General features: G+C 40.7%; 24 protein-coding genes and 1 pseudogene. 20 read left to right on the top strand and 5 right to left on the bottom strand.

What is annotated here, in order from left to right; all coding sequences use genetic code 11:
- The first annotated feature begins 11 nt into the window (after positions 1 to 11).
- The 4 genes from AC3WJJ_RS02655 (at position 12) to AC3WJJ_RS02640 (ending at position 3,743) form a co-directional block, all read left to right on the top strand.
- Complete coding sequence (locus tag AC3WJJ_RS02655) at positions 12 to 836, top strand: phytanoyl-CoA dioxygenase family protein (protein ID WP_492537767.1); 825 nt, start codon at positions 12 to 14, stop codon at positions 834 to 836.
- Positions 837 to 884: 48 nt separating this feature from the next.
- The gene (locus AC3WJJ_RS02650; RefSeq protein WP_492537765.1) at positions 885 to 1,817 is read left to right on the top strand and encodes an NHL repeat-containing protein; all 933 of its coding nucleotides are present in this window, start codon (positions 885 to 887) and stop codon (positions 1,815 to 1,817) included.
- A gap of 130 nt (positions 1,818 to 1,947) precedes the next feature.
- A complete protein-coding gene (locus AC3WJJ_RS02645) occupies positions 1,948 to 2,445 on the top strand; it encodes a DinB family protein (protein ID WP_492537763.1) in 498 nt (165 codons plus the stop codon).
- Positions 2,442 to 3,743: an MFS transporter gene (locus AC3WJJ_RS02640; RefSeq protein WP_492537761.1), complete on the top strand. Its 1,302-nt coding sequence runs from the start codon at positions 2,442 to 2,444 to the stop codon at positions 3,741 to 3,743. The genes AC3WJJ_RS02645 and AC3WJJ_RS02640 overlap by 4 nt, the downstream gene beginning before the upstream one ends.
- 51 nt (positions 3,744 to 3,794) lie before the next feature.
- Here the strand turns inward: AC3WJJ_RS02640 and AC3WJJ_RS02635 are convergent, their stop codons facing one another.
- Entirely contained in the window at positions 3,795 to 4,805 is a 1,011-nt protein-coding gene (locus AC3WJJ_RS02635) for an alpha/beta fold hydrolase (RefSeq protein WP_492537759.1), read from the bottom strand.
- Positions 4,806 to 4,926: 121 nt separating this feature from the next.
- Here AC3WJJ_RS02635 and AC3WJJ_RS02630 point away from each other — a divergent pair, with 121 nt between their 5' ends.
- The 7 genes and pseudogenes from AC3WJJ_RS02630 (at position 4,927) to AC3WJJ_RS02600 (ending at position 10,426) form a co-directional block, all read left to right on the top strand.
- A complete protein-coding gene (locus tag AC3WJJ_RS02630) occupies positions 4,927 to 5,826 on the top strand; it encodes a LysR family transcriptional regulator (RefSeq protein ID WP_492537757.1) in 900 nt (299 codons plus the stop codon).
- 127 nt (positions 5,827 to 5,953) lie between these two features.
- On the top strand, positions 5,954 to 7,165 hold the full coding sequence (locus tag AC3WJJ_RS02625) for a GNAT family N-acetyltransferase (protein WP_492537755.1): 1,212 nt from the start codon (positions 5,954 to 5,956) through the stop codon (positions 7,163 to 7,165).
- A 156-nt stretch (positions 7,166 to 7,321) separates the two neighbouring features.
- Entirely contained in the window at positions 7,322 to 7,672 is a 351-nt protein-coding gene (locus tag AC3WJJ_RS02620; RefSeq protein WP_492537753.1) for an avidin-fold protein, read from the top strand.
- 85 nt (positions 7,673 to 7,757) lie between these two features.
- Positions 7,758 to 8,315, top strand: a complete 558-nt coding sequence (locus AC3WJJ_RS02615) for a DEAD/DEAH box helicase family protein (protein ID WP_492537751.1) — start codon at positions 7,758 to 7,760, stop codon at positions 8,313 to 8,315.
- 87 nt (positions 8,316 to 8,402) lie between these two features.
- A complete protein-coding gene (locus AC3WJJ_RS02610; RefSeq protein ID WP_492537749.1) occupies positions 8,403 to 8,927 on the top strand; it encodes a helix-turn-helix transcriptional regulator in 525 nt (174 codons plus the stop codon).
- A gap of 51 nt (positions 8,928 to 8,978) precedes the next feature.
- Positions 8,979 to 9,314: pseudogene (locus tag AC3WJJ_RS02605) on the top strand (GyrI-like domain-containing protein); the annotation flags it as partial.
- 170 nt (positions 9,315 to 9,484) lie between these two features.
- Complete coding sequence (locus tag AC3WJJ_RS02600) at positions 9,485 to 10,426, top strand: GNAT family N-acetyltransferase (RefSeq protein WP_492537747.1); 942 nt, start codon at positions 9,485 to 9,487, stop codon at positions 10,424 to 10,426.
- A gap of 115 nt (positions 10,427 to 10,541) precedes the next feature.
- Here the strand turns inward: AC3WJJ_RS02600 and AC3WJJ_RS02595 are convergent, their stop codons facing one another.
- On the bottom strand, positions 10,542 to 10,781 hold the full coding sequence (locus tag AC3WJJ_RS02595; RefSeq protein ID WP_492537745.1) for a glycine zipper domain-containing protein: 240 nt from the start codon (positions 10,779 to 10,781) through the stop codon (positions 10,542 to 10,544).
- A 285-nt stretch (positions 10,782 to 11,066) separates the two neighbouring features.
- On the opposite strand from AC3WJJ_RS02595, the gene AC3WJJ_RS02590 reads away from it, so the two are divergent.
- Both AC3WJJ_RS02590 and AC3WJJ_RS02585 read left to right on the top strand, forming a co-directional pair.
- Entirely contained in the window at positions 11,067 to 11,846 is a 780-nt protein-coding gene (locus AC3WJJ_RS02590; RefSeq protein WP_492537743.1) for an ABC transporter ATP-binding protein, read from the top strand.
- Positions 11,847 to 12,107: 261 nt separating this feature from the next.
- A complete protein-coding gene (locus tag AC3WJJ_RS02585; protein WP_492537741.1) occupies positions 12,108 to 12,653 on the top strand; it encodes a 50S ribosomal protein L25 in 546 nt (181 codons plus the stop codon).
- Between the two features lie 365 nt (positions 12,654 to 13,018).
- Here AC3WJJ_RS02585 and AC3WJJ_RS02580 read toward each other — a convergent pair whose 3' ends face one another.
- Together AC3WJJ_RS02580 and AC3WJJ_RS02575 are read right to left on the bottom strand one after the other, a co-directional pair.
- A complete protein-coding gene (locus tag AC3WJJ_RS02580) occupies positions 13,019 to 13,543 on the bottom strand; it encodes a hypothetical protein (RefSeq protein ID WP_492537739.1) in 525 nt (174 codons plus the stop codon).
- Between the two features lie 99 nt (positions 13,544 to 13,642).
- Positions 13,643 to 14,605 carry a helix-turn-helix transcriptional regulator gene (locus AC3WJJ_RS02575; RefSeq protein WP_492537737.1) on the bottom strand — a complete coding sequence of 321 codons (963 nt, stop codon included), beginning with the start codon at positions 14,603 to 14,605 and terminating at the stop codon, positions 13,643 to 13,645.
- Between the two features lie 111 nt (positions 14,606 to 14,716).
- On the opposite strand from AC3WJJ_RS02575, the gene AC3WJJ_RS02570 reads away from it, so the two are divergent.
- From AC3WJJ_RS02570 to AC3WJJ_RS02560, 3 genes are read left to right on the top strand one after another with little or no spacing between them, the layout of a single operon-like run.
- A complete protein-coding gene (locus AC3WJJ_RS02570; protein ID WP_492537735.1) occupies positions 14,717 to 15,196 on the top strand; it encodes a GyrI-like domain-containing protein in 480 nt (159 codons plus the stop codon).
- A gap of 20 nt (positions 15,197 to 15,216) precedes the next feature.
- A complete protein-coding gene (locus AC3WJJ_RS02565; RefSeq protein WP_492537733.1) occupies positions 15,217 to 15,681 on the top strand; it encodes a DUF8821 family protein in 465 nt (154 codons plus the stop codon).
- Between the two features lie 34 nt (positions 15,682 to 15,715).
- The gene (locus AC3WJJ_RS02560) at positions 15,716 to 16,093 is read left to right on the top strand and encodes a VOC family protein (protein ID WP_492537731.1); all 378 of its coding nucleotides are present in this window, start codon (positions 15,716 to 15,718) and stop codon (positions 16,091 to 16,093) included.
- An 87-nt stretch (positions 16,094 to 16,180) separates the two neighbouring features.
- On the opposite strand, the gene AC3WJJ_RS02555 is transcribed toward AC3WJJ_RS02560, so the two are convergent.
- The gene (locus AC3WJJ_RS02555) at positions 16,181 to 17,194 is read right to left on the bottom strand and encodes a copper amine oxidase N-terminal domain-containing protein (protein ID WP_492537730.1); all 1,014 of its coding nucleotides are present in this window, start codon (positions 17,192 to 17,194) and stop codon (positions 16,181 to 16,183) included.
- A gap of 207 nt (positions 17,195 to 17,401) precedes the next feature.
- On the opposite strand from AC3WJJ_RS02555, the gene AC3WJJ_RS02550 reads away from it, so the two are divergent.
- The 4 genes from AC3WJJ_RS02550 to AC3WJJ_RS02535 all read left to right on the top strand — a co-directional run bounded on the left by AC3WJJ_RS02550 (position 17,402) and on the right by AC3WJJ_RS02535 (position 22,296).
- On the top strand, positions 17,402 to 19,075 hold the full coding sequence (locus AC3WJJ_RS02550; RefSeq protein ID WP_492537728.1) for a ribonuclease J: 1,674 nt from the start codon (positions 17,402 to 17,404) through the stop codon (positions 19,073 to 19,075).
- 264 nt (positions 19,076 to 19,339) lie between these two features.
- Positions 19,340 to 20,572 carry a carboxylate--amine ligase gene (locus AC3WJJ_RS02545; protein WP_492537727.1) on the top strand — a complete coding sequence of 411 codons (1,233 nt, stop codon included), beginning with the start codon at positions 19,340 to 19,342 and terminating at the stop codon, positions 20,570 to 20,572.
- 175 nt (positions 20,573 to 20,747) lie between these two features.
- On the top strand, positions 20,748 to 21,326 hold the full coding sequence (locus AC3WJJ_RS02540; RefSeq protein WP_492537725.1) for a sigma-70 family RNA polymerase sigma factor: 579 nt from the start codon (positions 20,748 to 20,750) through the stop codon (positions 21,324 to 21,326).
- 121 nt (positions 21,327 to 21,447) lie between these two features.
- Positions 21,448 to 22,296 (top strand): hypothetical protein, encoded by an 849-nt coding sequence (locus AC3WJJ_RS02535; RefSeq protein ID WP_492537723.1) that lies wholly within the window; start codon positions 21,448 to 21,450, stop codon positions 22,294 to 22,296.
- The last annotated feature ends 160 nt before the right edge of the window (positions 22,297 to 22,456 follow it).

Genomic DNA, 22,456 nt, shown 5'->3' with positions numbered 1-22,456 from the left:
AGGTGTCGGTTATGGGAGTTATACCGTATAACATTACAGCAGCAGACAAAGAGAAATTTGATCAAGATGGATACTGGATCAGTCCCAAATTGTTAGATGACGAAACGATTGAGCGTCTGCGAGGCGCCCATGAGCGAATATGGAATAAAGATTACGATGGAAATGGTTTACCTCTTCATGATTTCAAGCTTTCTGAAAATCCTTACGCTCTTCGTAAATTCGATAATGGCTGGTGGGTAAACGATGAAGTTCAGCGTGTTGTCACCGATCCGAATTTAGGAGAAATGGCTGCGAATCTGCTGAATGAGGACGAAATTCGCCTTTGGCATGATCAAGTAATCTATAAGCCGGGTACGTCAGGGCAAGAAACCAATCTAGGTAATGTAGGCTGGCATCAGGATTACGCCTTTTGGCGAGCAAGTAATACAACCAATATGGTAACGGTTTGGATTGCTTTACAAGATACAGATCTGAATAACGGTGGTATGATGACGATTCTAGGTTCACATAAGTGGGGTGCTGTCGAGGGAAGTGATACTTTCTTCGAACAGGATATGGAGAAGCTGAAGCAGCGTTTTGCAACGCGTGAATGGGTAGAGGAACCTTGTATTCTGAAAGCGGGCCAAGCAAGTTTCCACCATGCACTTACGTTCCATGGATCTTCAACGAACTTTACGGATCAGCCGCGACTATCGATTGTTGCTCATCTTATGCCTGGAGATACATCCTACCAAGAGGGAAAAGCTCGGCATGATAATGTTCGTTTGCTCGGACCTCGTCCGCAATTCGGACAGAAGTTCGATAATGAGTTCTTTCCGTTACTGTATTCCAAGTAAGAAGTAATAAGAAGTAATAATACTAAATGATGAATAGGAGGAGGGAATATGATAACAAGCTTACCTCCACAATTAGGGAATACAATACGAAGCTATAATTTAGAGCCAGGCTGGGCTAAGGTACCTGCTCATTTAGAGTTTGGGTATACTCATGGTATTGTCGTGGATCAACAAGATAACGTGTATGTTTTTCATACAGGTGCACCTTCTATATTCAAATTTGATGAGTCTGGAAATTTCATATCAGCATGGGGCGAGGAGTTCGAAGATGGCGCTCACGGATTCTACCTTCATAAGGAACAAAATGCTGAGTACCTCTTTATTACAGACACTGCTCGTGGTCAAGTTGTGAAAATGGATCTAAACGGAAAGCACTTGTTGACACTCAGGACACCGGATCGTCCTGATATATATAACGAAGATTTGCAATATATCCCAACTGACGTAGCCGTTTCGGAAAATGGTCATATTTATATAGCTGATGGCTACGGACAAAGCTGGATTCATCAGTATACCGCTGCAGGTGAATATATTCGTTCTTGGGGTGGAAAGGGTTCAGAGCAGGGACAATTAAACTGTCCACATGGCATTTCCATCGATACACGTAGTGGCGTAGAAGAAGTTTATGTTGCTGATCGTGGCAATCATCGAATTCAAGTCTTTACTTTAGAGGGAGATTTCAAAAGAGATATCGTTGATGATATGGATCAGCCCTGCAGCTTTTACTTTCATGGAGAGGACATGTACTTTCCAGACTTGAATAGTAGGGTTACGATTTTCGATAAACAGGATCGATTGATCTGTCACTTAGGTGAAGATCAACAGGCTTATAAACAAGCCGGCTGGCCGAATTTACCCAAGTCATATTACCGAGATACAAAGTTTAGCTCACCACATGGTGTATGCGTCGATTCCAAAGGTTCTGTTTATGTTGCTGAATGGATTTCCGATGGACGTGTAACAAAGCTTACACGCGCTTAGTTTGCCTTGATTAAATATGTAAACCTGCAAGCCCATGGATTGGGACTTGCAGGTTTATTTTATGTAGAAGATGTTTATAGACACACGATATTTGATATAGTATTCTAGCCATATAAAAAGGAGGTAAACGATGGAAAAACAATTAATCATTGGCGATGCATTGAACGAACTGGCAATGACGCGCCGCGTGCTTACGTCTTTGCCCGATGAGAAATTGACATGGAGACCTCACACAAAGTCGATGACACTAGGTGGCCTGGCTACGCATCTAGTTAACTTACTGAACTGGCAAATGGCTATTCTTCTTTATCTTGAATTAGATCTTTCGTCTATGCCTCGTCAAAGGGAAGCTTTGGAGAAATGCGAAGATTTGCTACAGGAATTTGACGCAAACGTCGCCAAGCTTGAAAAGCTGCTATCTGAATCTGACGTAAGAACACTCGGTGAGGAGTGGACCTTGCGAAATGGAGAACATATCATTCTTCGTCAGCCCCGAGCCATTGCACTTCGCACCTTTGGATTAAGCCATATGATCCATCACCGAGCTCAGCTTGGAGTATATTTAAGACTTCTTGATATTCCCGTGCCCGGACCCTACGGTCCATCTGCCGACGAGTTGGGACAATGAATTACACATTGAAGAAGCCTCCATCTTCAATGCAATTGTATGTTGATTCACCAGAGAAACGACACCAATTGTACCGGCGAACATTAATCGTCGTTATTATTTCTCAAATATTCGGAGGCGCAGGTCTTGCTGCAGGAATTACGGTAGGTGCTCTTGTAGCTCAAAATATGCTAGGTACCGATAACTTTACGGGAGTACCCACTGCATTGTTTACATTAGGATCGGCAGGAGCAGCCTTGCTTGTTGGTCGTCTCTCCCAACGCCGTGGACGTAGTTTGGGATTAGGAATGGGGTTTTTAACGGGTGGGTTAGGAGCGATCGGGGTTGTGATCGCCATGATGACAAATAGTTTTATGTTACTCTTACTATCATTACTAATCTATGGCGCTGGTATGGCAACGAATTTACAAGCACGTTATGCTGGGACAGATCTAGCCAGTTCTAAGCAGCGAGCCACTGCAGTCAGTATGGCAATGGTATTCACAACATTCGGTGCAGTTGCAGGTCCGAATTTAGTGAATGTTACAGGCAATTTCGCTCTTTCAATGGGTATCCCTAGTTTAGCTGGACCATTTTTATTGGCCGCAGCAGCTTACATCCTCGCAGGACTCGTTCTTCTGCTCTTCCTACGCCCAGACCCTTTATTAGTAGCGAGCGCCATTGCATTACGTGAAAAAGCGGATGGAAATACTCTTTCTGTGAATGAAACAAGTCATACAGCATCAGGTAGACGCGGTATCACGATTGGTGCCATGGTTATGATCTTAACGCAAATTGTCATGGTGGCTATCATGACAATGACACCTGTACATATGAAACATCATGGGTATGGATTAGGTGATGTTGGTCTCGTCATTGGTATTCATATTGGGTCTATGTATCTCCCATCTCTGATCACCGGTATTCTGGTGGATAAAATCGGTCGTACTGCGATGGCTATGGCTTCTGGAGTTACTCTCCTTCTGGCTGGAATAGTAGCTGCTATTGCACCCGTTGATTCACTTCCGCTTTTGATCCTTGCGCTTTGTTTGTTGGGATTGGGATGGAATTTTGGTTTGATAAGCGGTACAGCATTAATTGTCGATGCAACAACACCCCTAAATCGTGCTAAAGTACAGGGTTCTGTTGATGTTTTCATTGCTCTTGCGGGAGCATCTGGTGGAGCATTTTCTGGTACGGTGGTAGCTCATTCCAGTTACACAACCCTTGCATTGGCCGGTAGCATGCTTTCATTAGTACTGATTCCAGTTATGCTATGGCGACGGCAAGACAAAAGTGAGAAGCAAGTACATTTATGATATGAGAAACCGACTCTGTGTTTAGAGTCGGTTTTTCGTCTAGCGAAACGTTTACTCTAGCAAGAACGTTTCTAGTTTCATATTTATTAATTCCGAATCTGGTTCATGGGCTCCAATACCTGCACAATGCCCCCATTTGGATTCAATCGGGAAGAAGAGCACATTCGGCATATGTTCTATGTCATATTTGTTATCTTCAGGCGTGAAGAACAGATCCGTACTACCTGGCATAACCAGTGATCGAGCTGTAATACGGCTTAATGCAAGTTCGAAATCACCTTCATAAATTGGATTTGTACTAATATCGCCAGTGATACCAGTGCGCAGCATGGAGATCAGATCATTAGCATCAAAAGTCAAGAACACGTTATCCCAGTAATCGACGAGATAATCATCTAGTGTAGAGTGCCCCTCATGTTGATAGAGCTTTTCTGTATAGTAAGCTTGCGAGAATCCCCAAGCCGCGTAGACACGACCCATGGCTGCTAAGCCCTTTTTAGGTGGTTGCTCGTAAAAGCCATCTTGCCATGCAGAATCGGCTTGAAGTGCAGCGATCATGCCTTCGAAGACGACCCTTGCATGTGGACGAGTCTTTGCTGTCCCACCGAATGGAGCAATTCGTTTAACCATATTCGGATAACTTGCTCCCCATTGAAATGTCTGAACGGCTCCAAGTGACCAGCCGACGACGAGTTCAATACTTGTAATGCCAAACTTCTGGGTAACAAGCTGATGCTGTAGCCGCACGTTATCATAAATCGAAACTTCCGGAAAGTTAGCTTGATGATAGGGTGCGGGCGTATTGCTTGGTGAGGAGGATAGTCCATTGCCTAGCATATTTGGGATGATGATAAAATATTTGTCCGGGTCTAGTGCTTTGCTTGGTCCAATTAACCATTCATTATCGGTATGTAATCCAGCAAACCAGGTAGGATACACAATCACATTATCTTTCTCTTTATTTAATGTTCCGTATGTTTTGTAAGCAAGTTTGGCCTCAGGCAAGGTAACACCGGATTGCAAAATAACGTCTCCCAGTTCATATACCTCATAATCTCTCATACGATCGTCTCCTTTTCATCGATGCATTTCTTGTCATCACTCTACGATGGTGCTACTGTTAAGTCAAAGAAACGTTTATAAACGTAACATTCATTTTTATTGAACTATGGGAGAGATTACGATGGAATTACGTCAACTGAAGACGTTTCATATGCTTGCATCCACACTTAATTTTAGTCGTACTGCGGAAGTACAGAACTATGTTCCTTCAACCGTTACAATGCAGATGAAAGCGCTGGAAGATGAACTGGGTGTCAAGCTAGTGGATAGACTAGGCAAAAAAGTGATCCTTACGGATGCAGGAAGAAAATTTTTACCCTATGTGGATACCATATTGAATGAGCTAGAAGAAGTACAGCATGTAATGAAGCAATCAGGAGAGTTGACAGGAACGATCGTCATAAGCGCAGATGAAACGTTGTGTACCTATCGGCTACCTACTGTTCTACGTCAGTTCCGCTTAAGCTATCCAGGGATTAGGTTGATGTTTCGACCACTGGCTACGAGGAATCTGAAACAGAGCTTGCAGGAAGGGGGAGCGGATATCATCTTTATGTTGGATGAGGACAAACATGAGAGTGGGTTCTGCGGAGAGAAAATAATGGACGAGCCTTTTTATATATTGGCGGCTCCAGACCATCCTTTGGCTGCATGTTCTACACTTTCCATTGAAGATTTTAATGGAGAGACATTTTTATTGACTGAGAAGGGGTGCTCATATCGCATGTTTTTTGAGCGTAATCTTTCACAGATGGGTATGGGAGGCATTACGGAATTGGAGTTTAACAGCGCAGAAGCAATCAAACAATGCGCAAAAATAGGGATGGGCATCGCTATTTTGCCTGAGATGGCTGTAACTGCTGAAGTGGATCGGGGAGAACTAGTGCCATTGCCGTGGGATTTAACAGGTACATCGTTTGCGACCCAAATGTTCTGGCATGAAGAGAAATGGATCTCGCCTGCCATTGAAGCTTTTCTGAATTTAACCCGAGATACATATTTGAATCATCATTCTGTATAGTATGTAAACATCCAAGTGTAGAATAAAATACCTGACAATTATTCATTCTAATGAAGTGCCACTTCACAAATGTACTTTCTGATGGCTTATTGAACAATACACGGTAAACAACAAGGAGAATTCGCTCATGCGTCACAGAAAAAACATGAAAATGAAGAAAGTCAATGTGTCCCATCTGGAACAATACAGCCAACTTCTAAGATATGTTTTTCAGGTTACTCATAATGATCTTCATAGAATAGGTTGGGAAGAACACGAAATTATTAGTGCCAAATCACCCGTACTGCAACAGGCCGATGTACTCGGGTGGTTCGATGGAGAGAAGTTGGTTTCTCAAGTTGCAACCTATCCTTTTGAGGTTAGAATATTCGATCGTACGTATGCCATGGGTGGAGTCACGGGCGTGGGTACGTTCCCTGAATACTCAGGACAGGGTCTCATGAACAAGTTATTGTATCAGGCTTTAGCTAATATGAGGGAGAAAGAACAATCCATTTCTTACTTGTATCCTTACTCCATTCCGTATTATCGCCGCAAGGGATGGGAGATTATCTCTGATAAAATTGTGTTTGAAGTTCAGGATTACCAATTACCAAAAACCAAGCACGTACCTGGAAATGTAGCACGCGTTAATCCCGAAAGTGAGGATGTGAAAAGGGCGTATGAACGTTTCGCATTACAAACGCATGGAGCAATGTTAAGAGATGAGCTTGCTTGGAGTGAATATTGGCGATGGGATTCGGATGATTTGACTGCTGCAATCTATTATGGGGAAGAAGGAGAACCTGACGGTTACATTTTGTACTGGATCGAGGAAGAAGTCTTTCATGTTAAGGACATGATCTTTATTCATGAAGAGGCTCGCAGTGGACTTTGGAATTTCATCAGTGCTCACTTTTCAATGATATCTAAAGTGATTGGTAACATTCACACGGACGAACCTCTTGCCTTTTTGTTAGAAGATGCAGATATTAAAGAAACAATCTCTCCCTACTACATGGCTCGGATCGTAGATATTGAGCAGTTTATATCTAAATATCCATTCAAGACTGCCACAGTTGATCGGGAATGGACATTTACCTTACAGGATCCTTTACTTACTTGGAATCAAGGGGTGTTTACGTTACGTATTCATCCTGATGGCACAGGTGAGATCGTAAGAAGTAACATGCGTAGTGATGATAGTATCAGTATACAGACGATGACCACAATGCTGCTCGGTTATAAACGACCTGAGTACCTGTATAAGATAGGTCGGCTTTTGTGCGGAGCTGAAACACTTGATTTATTAGAAGATGCTATTGAACAGCATACACCTTATTTTTCAGATTATTTTTGAGAAAATCTAGGAATATTCATATAGAAAGTCGCATAAAACGTGCGGCTTTTTTTTTATGATACATATGCGATGAAGCCCTAAAATTTTGTGGAAATATATTCTTATTAATAGTAGTGTATGAAATAAACTACTTATTTTGGGGTGTGGTCGATATAAATGATTAATTATGATGGACGTACTTTCGTCTCTGTTGAGAATAGTGATAATGGTGAGGTGTCATCGAAGACACATTTTCAATACAAACAAGAGGGTTCTATTCTCACAGCTTCATATTCAGGTGGAGATATTATCAAAGGATTTATGATTGGATTAGTTTATGAAGATGGAACTTTACTGTTTAATTATAATCATGTAAATAGAAAAAATGAGATAAGGGGAGGAACGTGTAGCTCTAGGCCGGAAATTCTTCCAGACGGTAGAGTACGTCTGTATGAGAAATGGAAATGGACTGATAAAGAGCAGACTGAAGGCGAATCTATTGTTGAGGAGGTTGCTTCTATTCGTTAAACATCATCTTCATAGTTTATCCTAAACACATATATTTAGGTAATATTCTTCACTGGAGACTATAATGCCTATTAGGAGGAATGAAATGAAATTCATACTCATATTCGGTCCACAAGCTGTAGGAAAGATGACCATTGGCCATGAACTTGAAAAAATCACGTCTATGAAACTATTTCATAATCACCAGACGATTGAACTGCTCAGTCCTTATTTTGGATTCACTCCTGAGATGTGGCGGTTGTCTGATCTTTTTCGCAAAGAAATTTTTGAGCAAATGTCTCTAACCGATGGCCCTGGATTCATGTTCACGTATGTCTGGGGATTCGATCTACCAAGTGATTGGAAATATGTTGATGAAATCTGTGATATCTTTGAATCGAAGGGCCATGAGGTATGTTTTGTGGAGTTGGAAGCTGACATAGAGGAACGTCTAACTCGCAACAAGTCACCACATCGATTGAATCATAAGCCATCTAAGAGGGATATCGAACGATCCGAAAAAGATTTAATTACAACGATGGAGCATCATCGATTAAACTCCTTACCTGGGGAGATCACAAGGGAAAATTACATACGTATACAAACTTCTTCTCAGACGGCTGCAGATACAGCACTATTGATAAAAAATCGATTTCAGCTTTAAAACCAATGACTTGATATTTTACTGCATGAAAAATCAGGCGGCTTAAATAACCGCATGATATGCTCCTTTTTGAGAGGGGGGATTGCTATGGATTGGCTTCAACGAATGAACCATGCTATCAACTATATTGAAGACAACTTGGAAAATGATATTGATTATGATCAGATTGCCAGAATTGCGATGTGCTCGGTGTATCAATTTCAGCGCATGTTTTCATTTGTACTTGAAGTACCATTATCTGAATACATAAGGCGCAGGAGGCTCACATTAGCTGCTTTTGATTTAAAGAACAGAATGAATAAAGTGACGGATATCGCCCTGAAATACGGGTATGAAACTCCCGAATCATTCTCGCGAGCTTTTCAGAATCTTCACGGGTTGACTCCTACATCTGCACGCAATGCCGGAAGTCAGTTAAAAGCTTATCCACGCATCTCCTTTCAAATCACATTAAAAGGAGTTGTCGAGATGAATTATCGTATAGAAACAAGAGGTGCATTTCAAGTTTATGGATTGGAAGATCTCTATAGCTACGATCTTATTTCAAACCAAGAAGGAATATCAATCCCTGAGGCTTGGGAGAACATCTATATAAATGGTGAATTTGATTGATTAAACCAATCGGTACAAGGGGACTGGCGTGGCGAGGGTCATTTCAGTAAGGAACTTGGAACGGTATTTGCCTACGATTCTTATCGATTCACAAGCAATACTACTTTCCCTTACCTTATCGGTTGCTACAGATCGGAGAATAGTAAGGTTAACGGGTATACAGTAGTCGATGTTCCAGCATCGACGTGGGCAATATTTTCAACAATAAGTGATGGGAACGGCAGCGGTAATTATGATTTGAGCTCTTTAAAAAATCGGATATTCTCCGAATGGCTCCAAACATCGAAGTTGAGCATATTAGACGGTGGTAATTTCGAAATGTATTGTACGGACAAAGATGGATTTGAGTATTGTGAGTTATGGTACCGAATTGAGGATAATATTTAGTGTACCTCATATCATTAAGAACAACAGCAATATCATATACCGCAATCTCCAAGTCGCATTCAGGAGATATGAGGCTACAGATGAGCTATGTTCATCTGTGGTCTTTTTGTTGTCTTAAGATCGCTGAAAGCGCGTCCAAATAAGGCGTTACATAAAAGGAGGAATATAGCATGCAATTCGTTGAATGGTCCGTTGAGGCTGACTGTTATAATTTATCGAGTGAATATTGCATTCGAAAGGCAGATCCCGAAGAATGGGGAATATATTGTTCAGTCTATTATGATATGCGTTATATTGGATTTTTTAGAGAACAAGGTTTTAATAATTCGCGTAACAACTCGTTTTGGATCTATAGAGAGGGATTTAAAATCGGTGGTGTGAGGATCTCACCTAATACCATGTATCACTTGTTTTTTATTCCTCCATTTCAGGAAACGTTCGAGGTGCTTAAACTCCTTAAACTTACTTTGATCAGATGGTCAGATAGAACAAAACCGATAAAGGCTTATGAGGTTCTTCCAGACCAAGTTAGTATATTTACACGGGCTGGATTCTGGCCTGATGAATTTAGATGTCGATGGATGCAGCGTCCCACAGATCATTTCGACGTTGTTTGGGGTGACAATCTGATCATTAAGAGTCCTCAAATTTTGGACAACGGAAGAGGGGAAATGCGGTACATTAATGAAGATGAAATCGCTCAGAGTGACTTCCAAAGCTTTGTAGGAGGTTTTGAAGCGGTGCGGAGGAAGAAATCTTCTCTTGAAGACTTTATACCTGATGAAGATCCTAATTATACAAATGACATATTAGTGCAGGCATCGACACTTGTTTATGATCAAGATTCCGGTCAGCTAGTTGCAAACTGTCGCCTGTGTCTACAAGATAATCAAGCAGCCGTCTACAGCATAGGTGTCGTTCCAATGTATAGAGGAATGGGACTTGCTACAAGTATGTTAAAAAGAGCACTGAATAGTCTGAAGGATCATTATCCTATTCTAAGGCTGTATGTCATGGAGGGGAATGATGCAGAATCCGTTTATCTAAATCTCGGGTTCGTTCCAGGCGTGCAAGAGATACAGAGTATGTGCATTCCTATGAATCAGTTATAAATAGAAACGAATACGGCGACTATGTTTTATTTATATAAAGGGAGTTTCCAAAAGAGAAACTCCCTTTATATTTAGAGCGAGTTATATCAGTGTACAGATGTTGGTTGGTACTTGATTACTCTTCTCGATGTTTGTCATCATTATCTTCAACAGTTTCGCCTGCTTTGTTCCCTAATGCTGCACCCACAATTCCTCCAACAGCAGTTCCAATAGGGCCCAAGACGGAACCTACCACAGCGCCCACAGCACCACCACCCACAGTTCCTACAGCTTCTCCAGTATCAATTCCATTCGTGCTGTTCGTGCTGTTGTGTTCAGATTCACGGTTTCGATTGCGGTCTTTGTTTTGAGTCATGTTATTTCACTCCTCGTTTTTTGTTAACTCTGCTACTTTGAAGCACAGTCCAAAGTACATCTTGCCCTCTTAAACCTTAAAGAATTCATCAATATAGCGATGTATGTAACAGACCTAAAGGCTCTGCTATTTGCGTAAGGTCAAATAAATCTGACTTGTTAGGTGAGGAAGATAGTGGTATCCTGCGAAATAGAGATGATCAGATGTTTAACTTTTTTATTTATATCTAGAGAAAGGTTTTAATAAGCTGAACTATAAATTAATTGTTAGGAGTGGAAGTGCTGCATGGTTATATCACTCAAAAATGTGTCATGGCGACGAGATTCAACAATGATCTTGCGCGATATGAATTGGACAGTGGAACAAGGGCAGCACTGGTGTATCGTCGGTCTTAACGGCTCAGGGAAGACCACGATGCTGAATGTTGTAAACGGATATATTTGGCCGACAACGGGGCAAGTCGAAGTGTTGGACCATCGCTTTGGCGATGTGGACCTTAGAGAGCTTCGTAAACGAATCGGATGGGTCAGCACCTCTTTGCAGCAGAAGCTCTACGGTCATCAGACGGCACTTAACATTGTCCTTAGCGGCAAATTCGCAACAATCGGCCTCTATGACAAGACGGGTGAGGAAGATTTAAAACAAGCAAATGATTTGATGGAATTTCTCGGGTGTACTTCTTTGGCATCTCGTACGTACGATACCCTCTCGCAAGGACAGCGTCAGAAAGTACTTATAGCTCGTGCACTCATGGCTGATCCAGATCTATTGATCCTTGATGAGCCTTGTACGGGTCTCGATATCTTCGCCCGGGAGCAGCTGCTGCAGATGATCGAGAAGATTACACAGCAGCCAGGAGGACCTACTCTGTTGTATGTAACGCATCATATCGAAGAGATAACTCCTTGCTTCACGCATACGCTGCTTGTGAAGGACGGAGAAATCTTCAAGGCGGATGAGACGGCGAACTGTTTACATTCAGATGTGCTTAGCGATTTCTTCAATACTCGCGTAGAAGTGCAGGAACATCATAACCGTAAGTGGCTTACGCTTTCTGATGACTAGATGATCGGTTCCTCGGATGTAGTTACTTATAACAGGACATAACAACGTATCTATGATATGATGAATGAAACCTATTGGCATTCCACTCTTCAGAGTGGGGTGCCTTCGTTTGTATCTATAGGTTTTTTACATTTAATGTATTACTATCTTAAAGGATGTGGAGGGTCGTGATGCTATGTTTCTCTATTTGTCCCCGATCAGGGGAGGTTCGATAGCTGCTGTGAAAGCGCTAAGATCACTCAAGTAAAGGAGAGGTAGAGCATGGCTACATACATTCATACGGAAAGACGTACACGATTAAATGCTTCCGGACTGCGTAATTTACGCTTGGAGGGACGCTTGCCAGGGGTTGTATTTGGAAAAAACGTGGATAACGAAATCATTCACATTTCATCTAAACAATTTGAAAAGTGGTTGAAGCAAGGGGCATCTGGTTTTATCGAATTGAAGTCCGATGAGGGCCGAACGCTTACGGTATTGTTAGAGGATATTCAACGGAATCCAGTAACTCGCGTTCCTCTGCATGTCGACTTTCAGCTCGTACAAACAGGAGAGATCATTCGCACGAAGCTAGCAGTTAAGATCATCGGAACCCCGGTTGGAACGAAGTCAGGAGGGGTTGTACAAATCCAGGATCCATACGTAGAAGTGGAAGCCTTGCCGAAGGACCTACCATCATCAGTTGAATTAGACATAAGTGCTATGAATATCGGAGATACATTATTTGTGAAAGACTTAAACCTGCCGCAAGAGTTGACGGTCATCTCTGGAGATAACGAGCTACTTGTATCGGTGTCGAAGCCATAATAGGCTAGACAGAACATATATTTTGCAATGAAATAGAAAATGAGTCCGGTCATATACAATGTACCGGACTCATTTTTTGTTATTAAAGAAAATACGATACTTAGATCGTTTAATCGATTAAATTAGGCGGCAGGAAACGGGGCGATTCATTTTTTTTGTTTGAGTAGTCCGTCAATCGTAATGGAGTTATAGGCGTAATCTGTAAACCGTCATCCGTTTGTGCTTAGGAGTCGATTTTAGGTTTAGTTTTGTTTGTATCCGACAAACAACAAGCGGTTGCCCACACTTTCCCACCGGCCGGCATACGCCGGCTTCAAACCTGCAAGAACAAAAGACATTGTAGGCTTGAAGCCGGCGTCTACCCATCAGTCCATATACTTCGCAGCATTAAAACTAATCTTTGAGTGATGATTAGCATGTTCAATTAAGGAGGATAATTTCGTTACTTCGCGTTCTTTCTTGCGCGCGCTTGCCTGATAGGCTTCGGGTTCGTATAACGCAACATTAAACAACGTAACCGAACCATCGTGTCCGCGGCTACTCTGACGCTCTAATTTCTTTCGTGATCCAAGATGTGAGAGCTGTCCAATTTCAATACGAATTTGTTTGGCAAGCTCGATCGCTTCCATGACAGTAATAGGACTACCATTCCAGAGAATGGTCTCAGTTGTATTAGAAACCGCCATTAATAGATCAAGCCTTCTAAAATCATCTGAAACGGTATTGATTTCTTCGGTAATCACATCGACACTGCGTGCAGGAGTTTCAGCTGTTTCTCCTTTTTCAATGATGGTACTGCTATTATTCATTCTCTCTTGCATTAATTGATTCAGGAGACGATTCATTGCAGCTCGAACAGCCAGTGCTTCTGCCATTGTAATATGACTCATGTATACATTCCCCTCTATAGATAGTTAACGAAGTAACCTTGCTTTGTATTAGACGAACCATTTCACAAAAAGTTGCGGATTGAATTGGACCGTAGTGACTCATGAGTAGTATAAGTCTAATCTTTCTTGTAATCCTTGTAAGAGTTCAACAGGTATCTCTCTAACTTTGATATCTCTACCAAGGAAAAGCAGCCAGTTTGTCATTTCGGTTAATTCCTCTGAATCACAAATATTGATAAAAGTCTTTAAGATCCCCATGGTTTGATAAGGGTTCGTATAGGATAAAGATTGCTTTAAAGGATGGTATTTTTTAAATTGGGAGATCGCTTTTGGCCCAAGTTCTATAACAAGGTTGATTTCTTCTTCCTGTCTACTTAGTTGTTCTACAATCTTTTTTTTGCTTGCTCTCTTTTTCAAAAGGTAAGGCTTGATATCGGTTAGATTGTCTACAGGAATAATCCGTCGCTTTTCATCCTCGAGGTCAAAACCTTCAATAAACCATACACTTTTCTCACGAAAAAGATGCAAAAGATAAATAGGGTAAGATTTAATCTCACTATGTTCTTCAATGGAAACGAATAAATATTTGTCTTTGAGCAGAACCTGGATCAGCTTTTCTAACATAGGATGGGGAAGATCTGAGAGATCGAGAAGGTCAGGGTTATGGGGATTGGTTCCTTCAAAAAGTAGTATTTGATTCAAAAGAACAAGGTCATCTTGCTGGTTTTCGGAGATGAGACCTAGTAATTTTTCTGCTAAAGATTGTCGGCTTTTCAAATAAGGAAGTTGTTGATTCCTTGTAGCCATAAAAGCAATAAAGAGCGCTTTAATTTCATTGTCTGTAAAGCGGACGGTTGGCAGCACAGAGTTATTCATCACAAAATAACCCCCGTCTCTGCCTACTTCGGCCACAAGTGGCATTCCCATAGCTTCAATCTCTCTTATATCTCGTATAGCTGTCGAACGTGAAATATTAAATTCACGCATGATTTCAGTAATGGTGAAGTGAGCGCGGTTATTGATGTACCGCATGATGATATTAATTCGTTCTACTTTTTTCATCGGACTCCCCTAAACAGTATCATTATTTGACATGATTTAAGGTTATTATAAACCCATCAAATGAAAATACAAATCATCTTTAAAATTCTAAAAAAAGGAAGGTTTTTGATTATGGCGAATTATACTATTGAGGAAAAAGAAAGCTTTATCGTTGTAGGCATTGGAACAGAACTAAAGAGTGATTACACGGATTATGTAGGTATCAATAAAGAGAAAGCAGATTTTTGGGAGACCGTGAAACAAGATGGAAGGCTAGATGCACTCAAGGATGTTGCAACAAATGACTACATTTTTGCTGTGAATGAAGCGGTTAATAACAAAATGATGTATTATGCTGGTGTTATGACAGAGGCATCAGTACCCAATGCAACCAGAATGATTCAATTTCCTAAAGGGGAATACTTAGTTGTAAAAGGCGAAGCCGCGAATGCTGATGAACTTAGTAATAAACTAACTAGCATTGCCTTTGGTCAAGCCTTGCCAGAAGCTGAGCATGTTGCCTACGTTGGCGGACCCAATGCATCCGTTGAGATGGAGCATAGAAACGACTCCGTTTATGGAGAAATGTGGATTCCTGTGGTTAGGAAATAATGAGATTTGGGGGAAAGAGTATGTCATATGTCGTTGATTTTAAAAATGTGTCAACGATCGGTTTAGAGTCTTCACCAGTAGCCGAAGCACTTGCTGGTCTTAGAGCTAATGAAGCTCGTTACTTCATGAACAAATACAAGCATGAGTTCACGGTTGTACCAGCAAGTGAGAGTCAAGAGACAATTGAATATGTAAATCGTATTTTGAACGAAGAACGTAACATTGTGTTTGCAGCCAAACCCTTAGAAACCTCACGCTTTCAGGTGGAAAATATTCAGTTTGCCTACATCTTTTATGAGGATGGCCTCGGGATCAACGTCATGTATACGGTTGATGACCCCAAGAAACGCGCCGTTGGTTTTAAGCTTTCTGAGGGGATGGAAGTTCCTAAAGAGTTAGAAGGGAAGTTTAAATTTGCTAGGCAGAAATCTAAATTAGCTGGAACGATTCGAGGCTCGTTTTTTGTAATTAAAGGAGAATATTAAATTATTCCCCATCCTATAGGGAGCGTGAAAAGAGATGATTAGTCAAATTGGCCAAGTTATGCTGTATGTGAGTAATCAAGAGGAGTCTAGATCTTTTTGGACTGAAAAGTTGGGGTTTGAGGTTATATCAGAAGAAATGAATGGTCCAATGAAGTGGATTGAAGTTGCTCCTAGAGGCGCAGCAACAAGCATCGTTCTTCATAACAAGGAGATGGTTGCTCAGATGAATCCAGGTATGAATTTAGGTACTCCGTCGATCATGTACTTCACGGAAAACCTAGATGAATTATACAATGATTTAAAGAATAAGCAGGTAACTGTTGGTGATATTGTTGAACTTCCTTCGGGTAGAGTTTTTAACTTCGCCGATCATGAAGACAATTATTTTGCAGTCATGGAAAAGCAAAAGTGATAACAAATTCATAAAAAACAGCTGATCTTTATGATCAGCTGTTTTTTTATAGCTTAATTCAGCACACGCAGCAATTTAACCTCAAAATCAAAATGTATTTTCCCAAGTGTACGATCGATATGGAGATGGTGTGACATAGAGAGAAGAATCTTTTTTAACAAACGTAATATAGGCTTCACCCTTCTCTGTGGAAGATACCCATTTGTATTCCTCACGGAGCGTACCTTTGCCAGATAATGCGCCAGGACCACCAAATATTTTGACTACCTCATCATAGGTCATTCCTTCTTTCACAGTGGCAGTGCTTTCGGCTGTAACATCTGGATAACTCAAAATAGGTAGATCCTTACCCTTATATATCATCATAGTTAGATAACTTGGTTTAATGGGCCCTGAGATTATAATTTCATTGAAGTTATCACGATAAGCTTCTGGAGCTCCAAATAGGTCTAAACTAGGCTTCTTGGCAAAAAGATAATCAAGATCGAGTGCGTTGAAATGATCGGTATTCAGCGCTAGGAACTTCTCATAATTAACAGTAGGTTTACCAAAATCCTTAACCTTACGCAATTGTTTATCATACACATCCTTCTCAAAATCAGACGGAATCAAGTTCACTCCCAAACTAGAAACATATATATCTTTGTTATGAGCATCCCAGCGGACATCTATACCGAGTAATTCACCTACAAATCTTAAGGGGACAATCGTTGTTCCATTCATAATCTGATTAGGTACATCTGACTGAAAATATACTACATCTCCTTGACTGTTATTATCCAAATGAGACCTAGTCGTTTTAGTGGCCTTTCTTTGACCTATAGGTAAAGTAACTGTATACGAAGATTTCTCATCAGAATATGAGATCGTAACTATTTTCTTTTTTGAATCCCATTTCACATCATGACTTAAATATTCAGATATAAATCTTAGAGGCATAAGAGTACGGCCATTTTTAATAATGAGTTCCTGATCTAGTACTACTTCTTTGGTGTTTACAATTACTTTAATAGCATCCTTAGCAAGAGCTGTAGTGTTTGATGCTAAGAAAAGAGTCAGCATCATTAACGTTATTCCTATCACCTTTAATCTCTTTAACATTTTTCTCTACTCCTTTGCTGTTGGATATCTGGAAGCTGAAAATATAAATATGCAAAGAATTATAGCAATAAACGGATAATTAAACCAACTTTAGTATGTTTTGCTGTGTAAGTGACAAGGTGTTCTTAACTCCAATGAATAACATTTGAAATGTATACAATAATAGGAACATGAAGAATCGGTATCATATAACAGGAGGGTTCAAGCGTGAGTCAATCTTCTAATCATTTGTTGATCGCTGCATTAGGCGGAGTGAACGAAATCGGAAAGAACATGTATATGCTCCAATATCATGAGGACATCGTTGTCATTGATTGCGGATCTAAATTTCCTGATGAAAGCCTGCCGGGTGTAGACCTTATTATTCCGGATATTAGTTACTTATTGGAAAACCATAGTAAAGTAAAAGCACTCATCGTAACTCATGGACATGAGGATCATATCGGCGGGATTCCCTATCTGTTAAAGCAGTTAAGTATCCCGGTATATGGTTCCTCGCTCACGATTGGACTTATAAAAATCAAACTTAAAGAGCATGGTCTTCTAAATGAAGCGAACCTGCATGTCATCGATGTCAACTCGACAGTAGAAGTAGGGCAAATTCAAGTGTCTTTTTTTTCGACGAGCCACAGCATACCTGACTGTTTAGGTATTGTTTTTCAGACGCCAGAAGGAAATGTAGTACATACAGGCGACTTCAAATTTGATATGTCTCCCATAAATGGACCCTATCCCGATCTGCACCGAATGGCGGATATTGGTAAGCAGGGAGTCAAGGTACTCCTTTCGGAGAGTACGAATGCAGAGAGACCGGGCTTTACACCCTCGGAGCGATCGGTTGGTGAACACATTTTAGATGCCTTTGTAAGGGCTGACCAACAGGTGTTTATCTCGACATTCGCTTCGAACGTGAACCGAGTTCAACAGATCGTGGATGCGACGGTCAAAACAGGACGTAAACTCGTTCTACTAGGCAGGAGTATGGTCAATGTCGTATCTGTCGCTAAAGAGCTTGGTTATTTAAATATTCCTGATGATCTACTAATTGAAGCGGATGAAACCGAAAAGTATCCAACTCGTAAAATCGCCGTGCTATGCACAGGAAGTCAGGGTGAGCCCATGGCAGCACTTTCTAGGTTAGCCAGCTCCCGTCATCCCCATATCGAAATTTTACCGGGTGATACCGTAATCATTGCAGCAGGGCCTATCCCCGGAAATGAACGAAATCTGTCGCGTGTCATAGATAATTTGTATGTTCTTGGTGCAAAGGTGATTTACGGGTCAGGGTCATCAACGGGTATGCATGTTTCCGGTCATGGTAGCCAAGAAGAGCTCAAACTGATGATGACATTAATGAAACCAGAGTACCTAATCCCCGTTCATGGAGAGTTCCGGATGATGTATCAGCATCGACTTCTAGCGGAGTCGGTGGGCATTCCGAATGAAAATGTCTTTATTGTTCGCAATGGGGAAACAATCCAAATCAAAGAGGGTAAGGCAATACATGGTCCAACAATCCCTTCAGGGAACAGTTTGGTGGACGGATTAGGCATCGGGGATGTAGGGAATATCGTTCTTAGGGACCGAAGACTATTATCATCGGACGGCATGCTCATTATCGTAACCACACTGAGTAAAACGGAAGGTCATATGCTTGTGAAACCGGAGGTAATCTCCAGAGGATTTGTATTTGTTAGGGACTCCGAAGAGCTAATGAAACAAATCCTTACACGTGTGAACGCAGTGATGGACAATTTGACGGATTCGGAAATGAGTCAGTGGAGTTTAATAAAGCAGACGCTTAAAGATCAAATCGGAAAGTTTATTTACACTCAGACCAAAAGAAGACCCATGATCTTGCCGATCATCATCGAAGTGTAGACACGAGAAGCTGGAGGATCACAAGCTTCAAATGTTCAGAATTATTAGTCACCATTAGGGTGACTTTTTTTGTTGTAACTATGTAGCAAATATCTATTTAAGAATTGAGATTAGTAGTACAATCGATCAATATTTTCTCTATCAAAAGCAGCTATATTATTTTAACATTGGCCCCATTGCTCATCATCACGTATAATTAACTTGAATGACAATACCATTACTACTCAGAGAAATGGAAAAGTACATGATGAATAAGGAGAACATATGAGACATTACGATTTTCTACCAATCATACTAGGCAGTGATGAAAACGCCTATGGCAATGCTAGATTGATCCATGAAACTTATCAAATCAAACCATTACTGCTATGCACTCGGCTCTTAATACCAACCATGAACAGTAATTTGTTCGACCTTGTTCAAATCGATGGATTTGACAATGATTCAATTTTTCCAGGGGCGCTACTCTCTGTACTAGAGAAACACGCAGCTCCGAACAAAAAAATAGTTGTTATACCTTGCTCAGACTATTATGCAGCTATGTTGACTAGGCATTATAGTAAATTTAAAGGACTTATTAATAATCGCTTTATTTCCGAAGAACTGCTGGATACATTCGATACGAAAGATAAATTTTACAAGTTATGTGAGAGTCATGGACTGGATTATCCACGGACGATTGTTTGCGAGCCACAAGATCGCTTAACGGCTTTGGAAGAGATGGATTTTGAATTTCCGATTGTTGTAAAGCCTGAGAACAGCAATGCCTATGCTTATTTGCACAGTGATTTCGAAGGCAAAAAGAAGGTGTTCTTTTTTAACTCCAAGAACGAGTATCTAGAGATGGTTAAGAATATGAACAAATCCGATTACACAGGAAAGTTGATCATTCAAGAATTTATTCCTGGTGGAGACAGTTCGATGCGAGTCATCAATAGCTATTCTGATAATGATGGGAAAGTAAGAATGATGTGCTTAGGACAGCCTGTACTAGAGGAATATGCTCCAAAAACACTCGGTAACTATGCTGCGATCATCACTCGTTCGGATGAAGAGATATTTAAAAAAGTACAAACGTTTCTTGAAGAAATCGGTTATGTTGGTTTTTCGAATATCGATATGAAATATGATAGTAGAACAGGCAAGTACATGTTGTTTGAAATTAATCCTCGACTCGGTAGAAGCAGTCTGTTTGTCAAAGCTGCTGGTCTAAATATGATTGCTACACTTATAGATAACGTAGTCTATGATAAAAAAGAAGAGTGTGTTTATAGTAATAAGGTAGGTCTATGGACCAATGTTCCGAAAGCGGTATTGGATAAATACGTTACTGATCCTCAATTGTCCAATGAAATTAAAGCTCTCTATAAACAAAAAAAGGTGCTAAGATCCCTTTGGTATAAAGAAGATTTAAATTTAAAAAGAATGTTAAGAATTGCGAGATATAATTACGCCCATATTAAGAATTTCAAAAGCTACTTTTTTAGTAAGGAATAACGTAATCGAATAAAGATTAATCGAAAACCACATGTGGATTTAATCGCATGTGGTTTTTTGTTGAGGAAATAGATATACAATTAATGGGATTAGTGAAACAATAATATTTAATTTGAACCTTATGGGCTAATCGAGCCAATATCAGGTGTAAGTTCTTAAATGGAGGCCGGCCCCTATGAATGAAATGGATATCAAGCCTTGGCTCATCCGGATGAACCAAGGAGATGAAGAAGCATTCCAGACTGTTTATCATTTAACGCGCGATAAGGCTTATGGTTTAATCTATTATCTGGCTCCGAACAAGCACGATGTCCCTGATATTATGAGTGAGGTGTACATCGAATTGTTCAAGAGTCTGGATAAGTATCAACAGGAGCAGAAGTTCAGTTCATGGTTTAATGGCTTAATTATTCGACAAGTTCGAAATTGGAATCGGAAGAGCTGGCGGAGGTTTCGCATAATAGAAAAAATGAAAGGAATGATATCTGAACCACCCCAATTGGCGATAGAGGATCGAATATCCTTCTTTAGTGATCGCCAAGAACTCATTTCTATACTTGAAACTTTACCATTGAAACTCAGAGAGGTAGTCGTTCTTAGGTATTATCAGGACTGTACGCTCGAAGAAATCTCTCATTTGCTTAAAATTCCATTAGGCACCGTAAAATCAAGACATCACCATGCCCTGAAGCGGCTGCGTCACATGTATAGTGAGTGGGACCACAGAAAGGAGCGGGACGGTTATGTCTATTGAACAGAAATTAAAAGATGAGTTTAAGCAACACAACAAAAACATCGTGTGTCCCTCTTCTATAGATTTACGAGTAAATAACCTTTATAGGGAACGATTGATGGAGAAGAGGGGAGAACATTTGATGAGAAGAAATAAAAAATGGTCCAAGGTAGCCTTGGTCGTTCTAATCATTACGGTCTTAAGCGGCTTTGCGTTTGCGGGGAGGACGCTTCTGTTTGAAGAATCCAAAGGAAACTTAACGATTTCCGCTGAGGCATTACAAGGGGTAGATCTGAATGAGACTCAGCTTGAGAGCATCCGTAAGGCTCGAAAAGAAGTAAACGCTCAGTTAAATGTTGGAGAGTCCGCTGTTGTCTACCTAAGCACTTTGGACAATATCAGTAGCTTGCCAATTATACCAATGATCCAGCCAGATCTTAACAACGACCTGAATAGATGGAGAAGCGAATTGTTAGAACATCATTTCAACGTGTTGCCGCCAGATTCTTTATTAGGATCATACGTGTTCGTTGGAGGCATGAAGAAGTATCCTTTTGGTACGTTGGAAGGTTCAGAAAGTGAAATGAAAGCATTGGTCGAGGATTTGAAGACTGAAAGCGAATCCAGTGGAAAAGATTTTTCGTGGAAGAAAATAGACTCTACATCCTCATTGCCGCTCACAACCTATACCTCTGTATACCGGAATAACAATCAAGATACGTTATATTATTTAATCCAACAAATCGCTCCGGATTCAAAAATTAGGTTGAACATGTTAACCCCTTCCTCCACAACATATGAAGAACTCGACTTAAATGGACATACCGCTCGATATTTTAAGAACAATTCGTTTGTATTTACAGACAGTCAAGCTTACCAAGAAATCAGTTGGATGACTGAAGAAGAGGGGCAAGCGACTATTTATACCATAGGAAGCGACTCGCCTGAGATGACAAAAGAGCAACTGATTGAAGCTGCAAATCAGCTATAGTGTGATGTCGAAACCTATATGAATTGCCCCTTGTAATTTAAAAGAAGAGGTCAGCCAGTATAACTGGCTGACCTCTAATGATTTTTAAGACAAAGCATCATAATCGCTTTCCTTCTTGCTATGACGAACCGACCATGAAGGAAAGCGATGCTTGATCACT

It is taken from the genome of Paenibacillus sp. FW507-14B1B, from assembly GCF_058781425.1.
The sequence above is the reverse complement of the archived record's forward strand: the minus strand, read 5'-3'. Positions and strand labels throughout refer to the sequence as shown.

Bases quoted from the DNA above. Each gene is read 5' to 3' on its own strand.
- AC3WJJ_RS02655 (WP_492537767.1), top strand. From the start codon at position 12: ATGGGAGTTATACCGTATAACATTACAGCAGCAGACAAAGAGAAATTT.
- AC3WJJ_RS02650 (WP_492537765.1), top strand. From the start codon at position 885: ATGATAACAAGCTTACCTCCACAATTAGGGAATACAATACGAAGCTAT.
- AC3WJJ_RS02645 (WP_492537763.1), top strand. From the start codon at position 1,948: ATGGAAAAACAATTAATCATTGGCGATGCATTGAACGAACTGGCAATG.
- AC3WJJ_RS02640 (WP_492537761.1), top strand. From the start codon at position 2,442: ATGAATTACACATTGAAGAAGCCTCCATCTTCAATGCAATTGTATGTT.
- AC3WJJ_RS02635 (WP_492537759.1), bottom strand. From the start codon at position 4,805: ATGAGAGATTATGAGGTATATGAACTGGGAGACGTTATTTTGCAATCC.
- AC3WJJ_RS02630 (WP_492537757.1), top strand. From the start codon at position 4,927: ATGGAATTACGTCAACTGAAGACGTTTCATATGCTTGCATCCACACTT.
- AC3WJJ_RS02625 (WP_492537755.1), top strand. From the start codon at position 5,954: ATGCGTCACAGAAAAAACATGAAAATGAAGAAAGTCAATGTGTCCCAT.
- AC3WJJ_RS02620 (WP_492537753.1), top strand. From the start codon at position 7,322: ATGATTAATTATGATGGACGTACTTTCGTCTCTGTTGAGAATAGTGAT.
- AC3WJJ_RS02615 (WP_492537751.1), top strand. From the start codon at position 7,758: ATGAAATTCATACTCATATTCGGTCCACAAGCTGTAGGAAAGATGACC.
- AC3WJJ_RS02610 (WP_492537749.1), top strand. From the start codon at position 8,403: ATGGATTGGCTTCAACGAATGAACCATGCTATCAACTATATTGAAGAC.
- AC3WJJ_RS02600 (WP_492537747.1), top strand. From the start codon at position 9,485: ATGCAATTCGTTGAATGGTCCGTTGAGGCTGACTGTTATAATTTATCG.
- AC3WJJ_RS02595 (WP_492537745.1), bottom strand. From the start codon at position 10,781: ATGACTCAAAACAAAGACCGCAATCGAAACCGTGAATCTGAACACAAC.
- AC3WJJ_RS02590 (WP_492537743.1), top strand. From the start codon at position 11,067: ATGGTTATATCACTCAAAAATGTGTCATGGCGACGAGATTCAACAATG.
- AC3WJJ_RS02585 (WP_492537741.1), top strand. From the start codon at position 12,108: ATGGCTACATACATTCATACGGAAAGACGTACACGATTAAATGCTTCC.
- AC3WJJ_RS02580 (WP_492537739.1), bottom strand. From the start codon at position 13,543: ATGAGTCATATTACAATGGCAGAAGCACTGGCTGTTCGAGCTGCAATG.
- AC3WJJ_RS02575 (WP_492537737.1), bottom strand. From the start codon at position 14,605: ATGAAAAAAGTAGAACGAATTAATATCATCATGCGGTACATCAATAAC.
- AC3WJJ_RS02570 (WP_492537735.1), top strand. From the start codon at position 14,717: ATGGCGAATTATACTATTGAGGAAAAAGAAAGCTTTATCGTTGTAGGC.
- AC3WJJ_RS02565 (WP_492537733.1), top strand. From the start codon at position 15,217: ATGTCATATGTCGTTGATTTTAAAAATGTGTCAACGATCGGTTTAGAG.
- AC3WJJ_RS02560 (WP_492537731.1), top strand. From the start codon at position 15,716: ATGATTAGTCAAATTGGCCAAGTTATGCTGTATGTGAGTAATCAAGAG.
- AC3WJJ_RS02555 (WP_492537730.1), bottom strand. From the start codon at position 17,194: ATGTTAAAGAGATTAAAGGTGATAGGAATAACGTTAATGATGCTGACT.
- AC3WJJ_RS02545 (WP_492537727.1), top strand. From the start codon at position 19,340: ATGAGACATTACGATTTTCTACCAATCATACTAGGCAGTGATGAAAAC.
- AC3WJJ_RS02540 (WP_492537725.1), top strand. From the start codon at position 20,748: ATGAATGAAATGGATATCAAGCCTTGGCTCATCCGGATGAACCAAGGA.
- AC3WJJ_RS02535 (WP_492537723.1), top strand. From the start codon at position 21,448: ATGAGAAGAAATAAAAAATGGTCCAAGGTAGCCTTGGTCGTTCTAATC.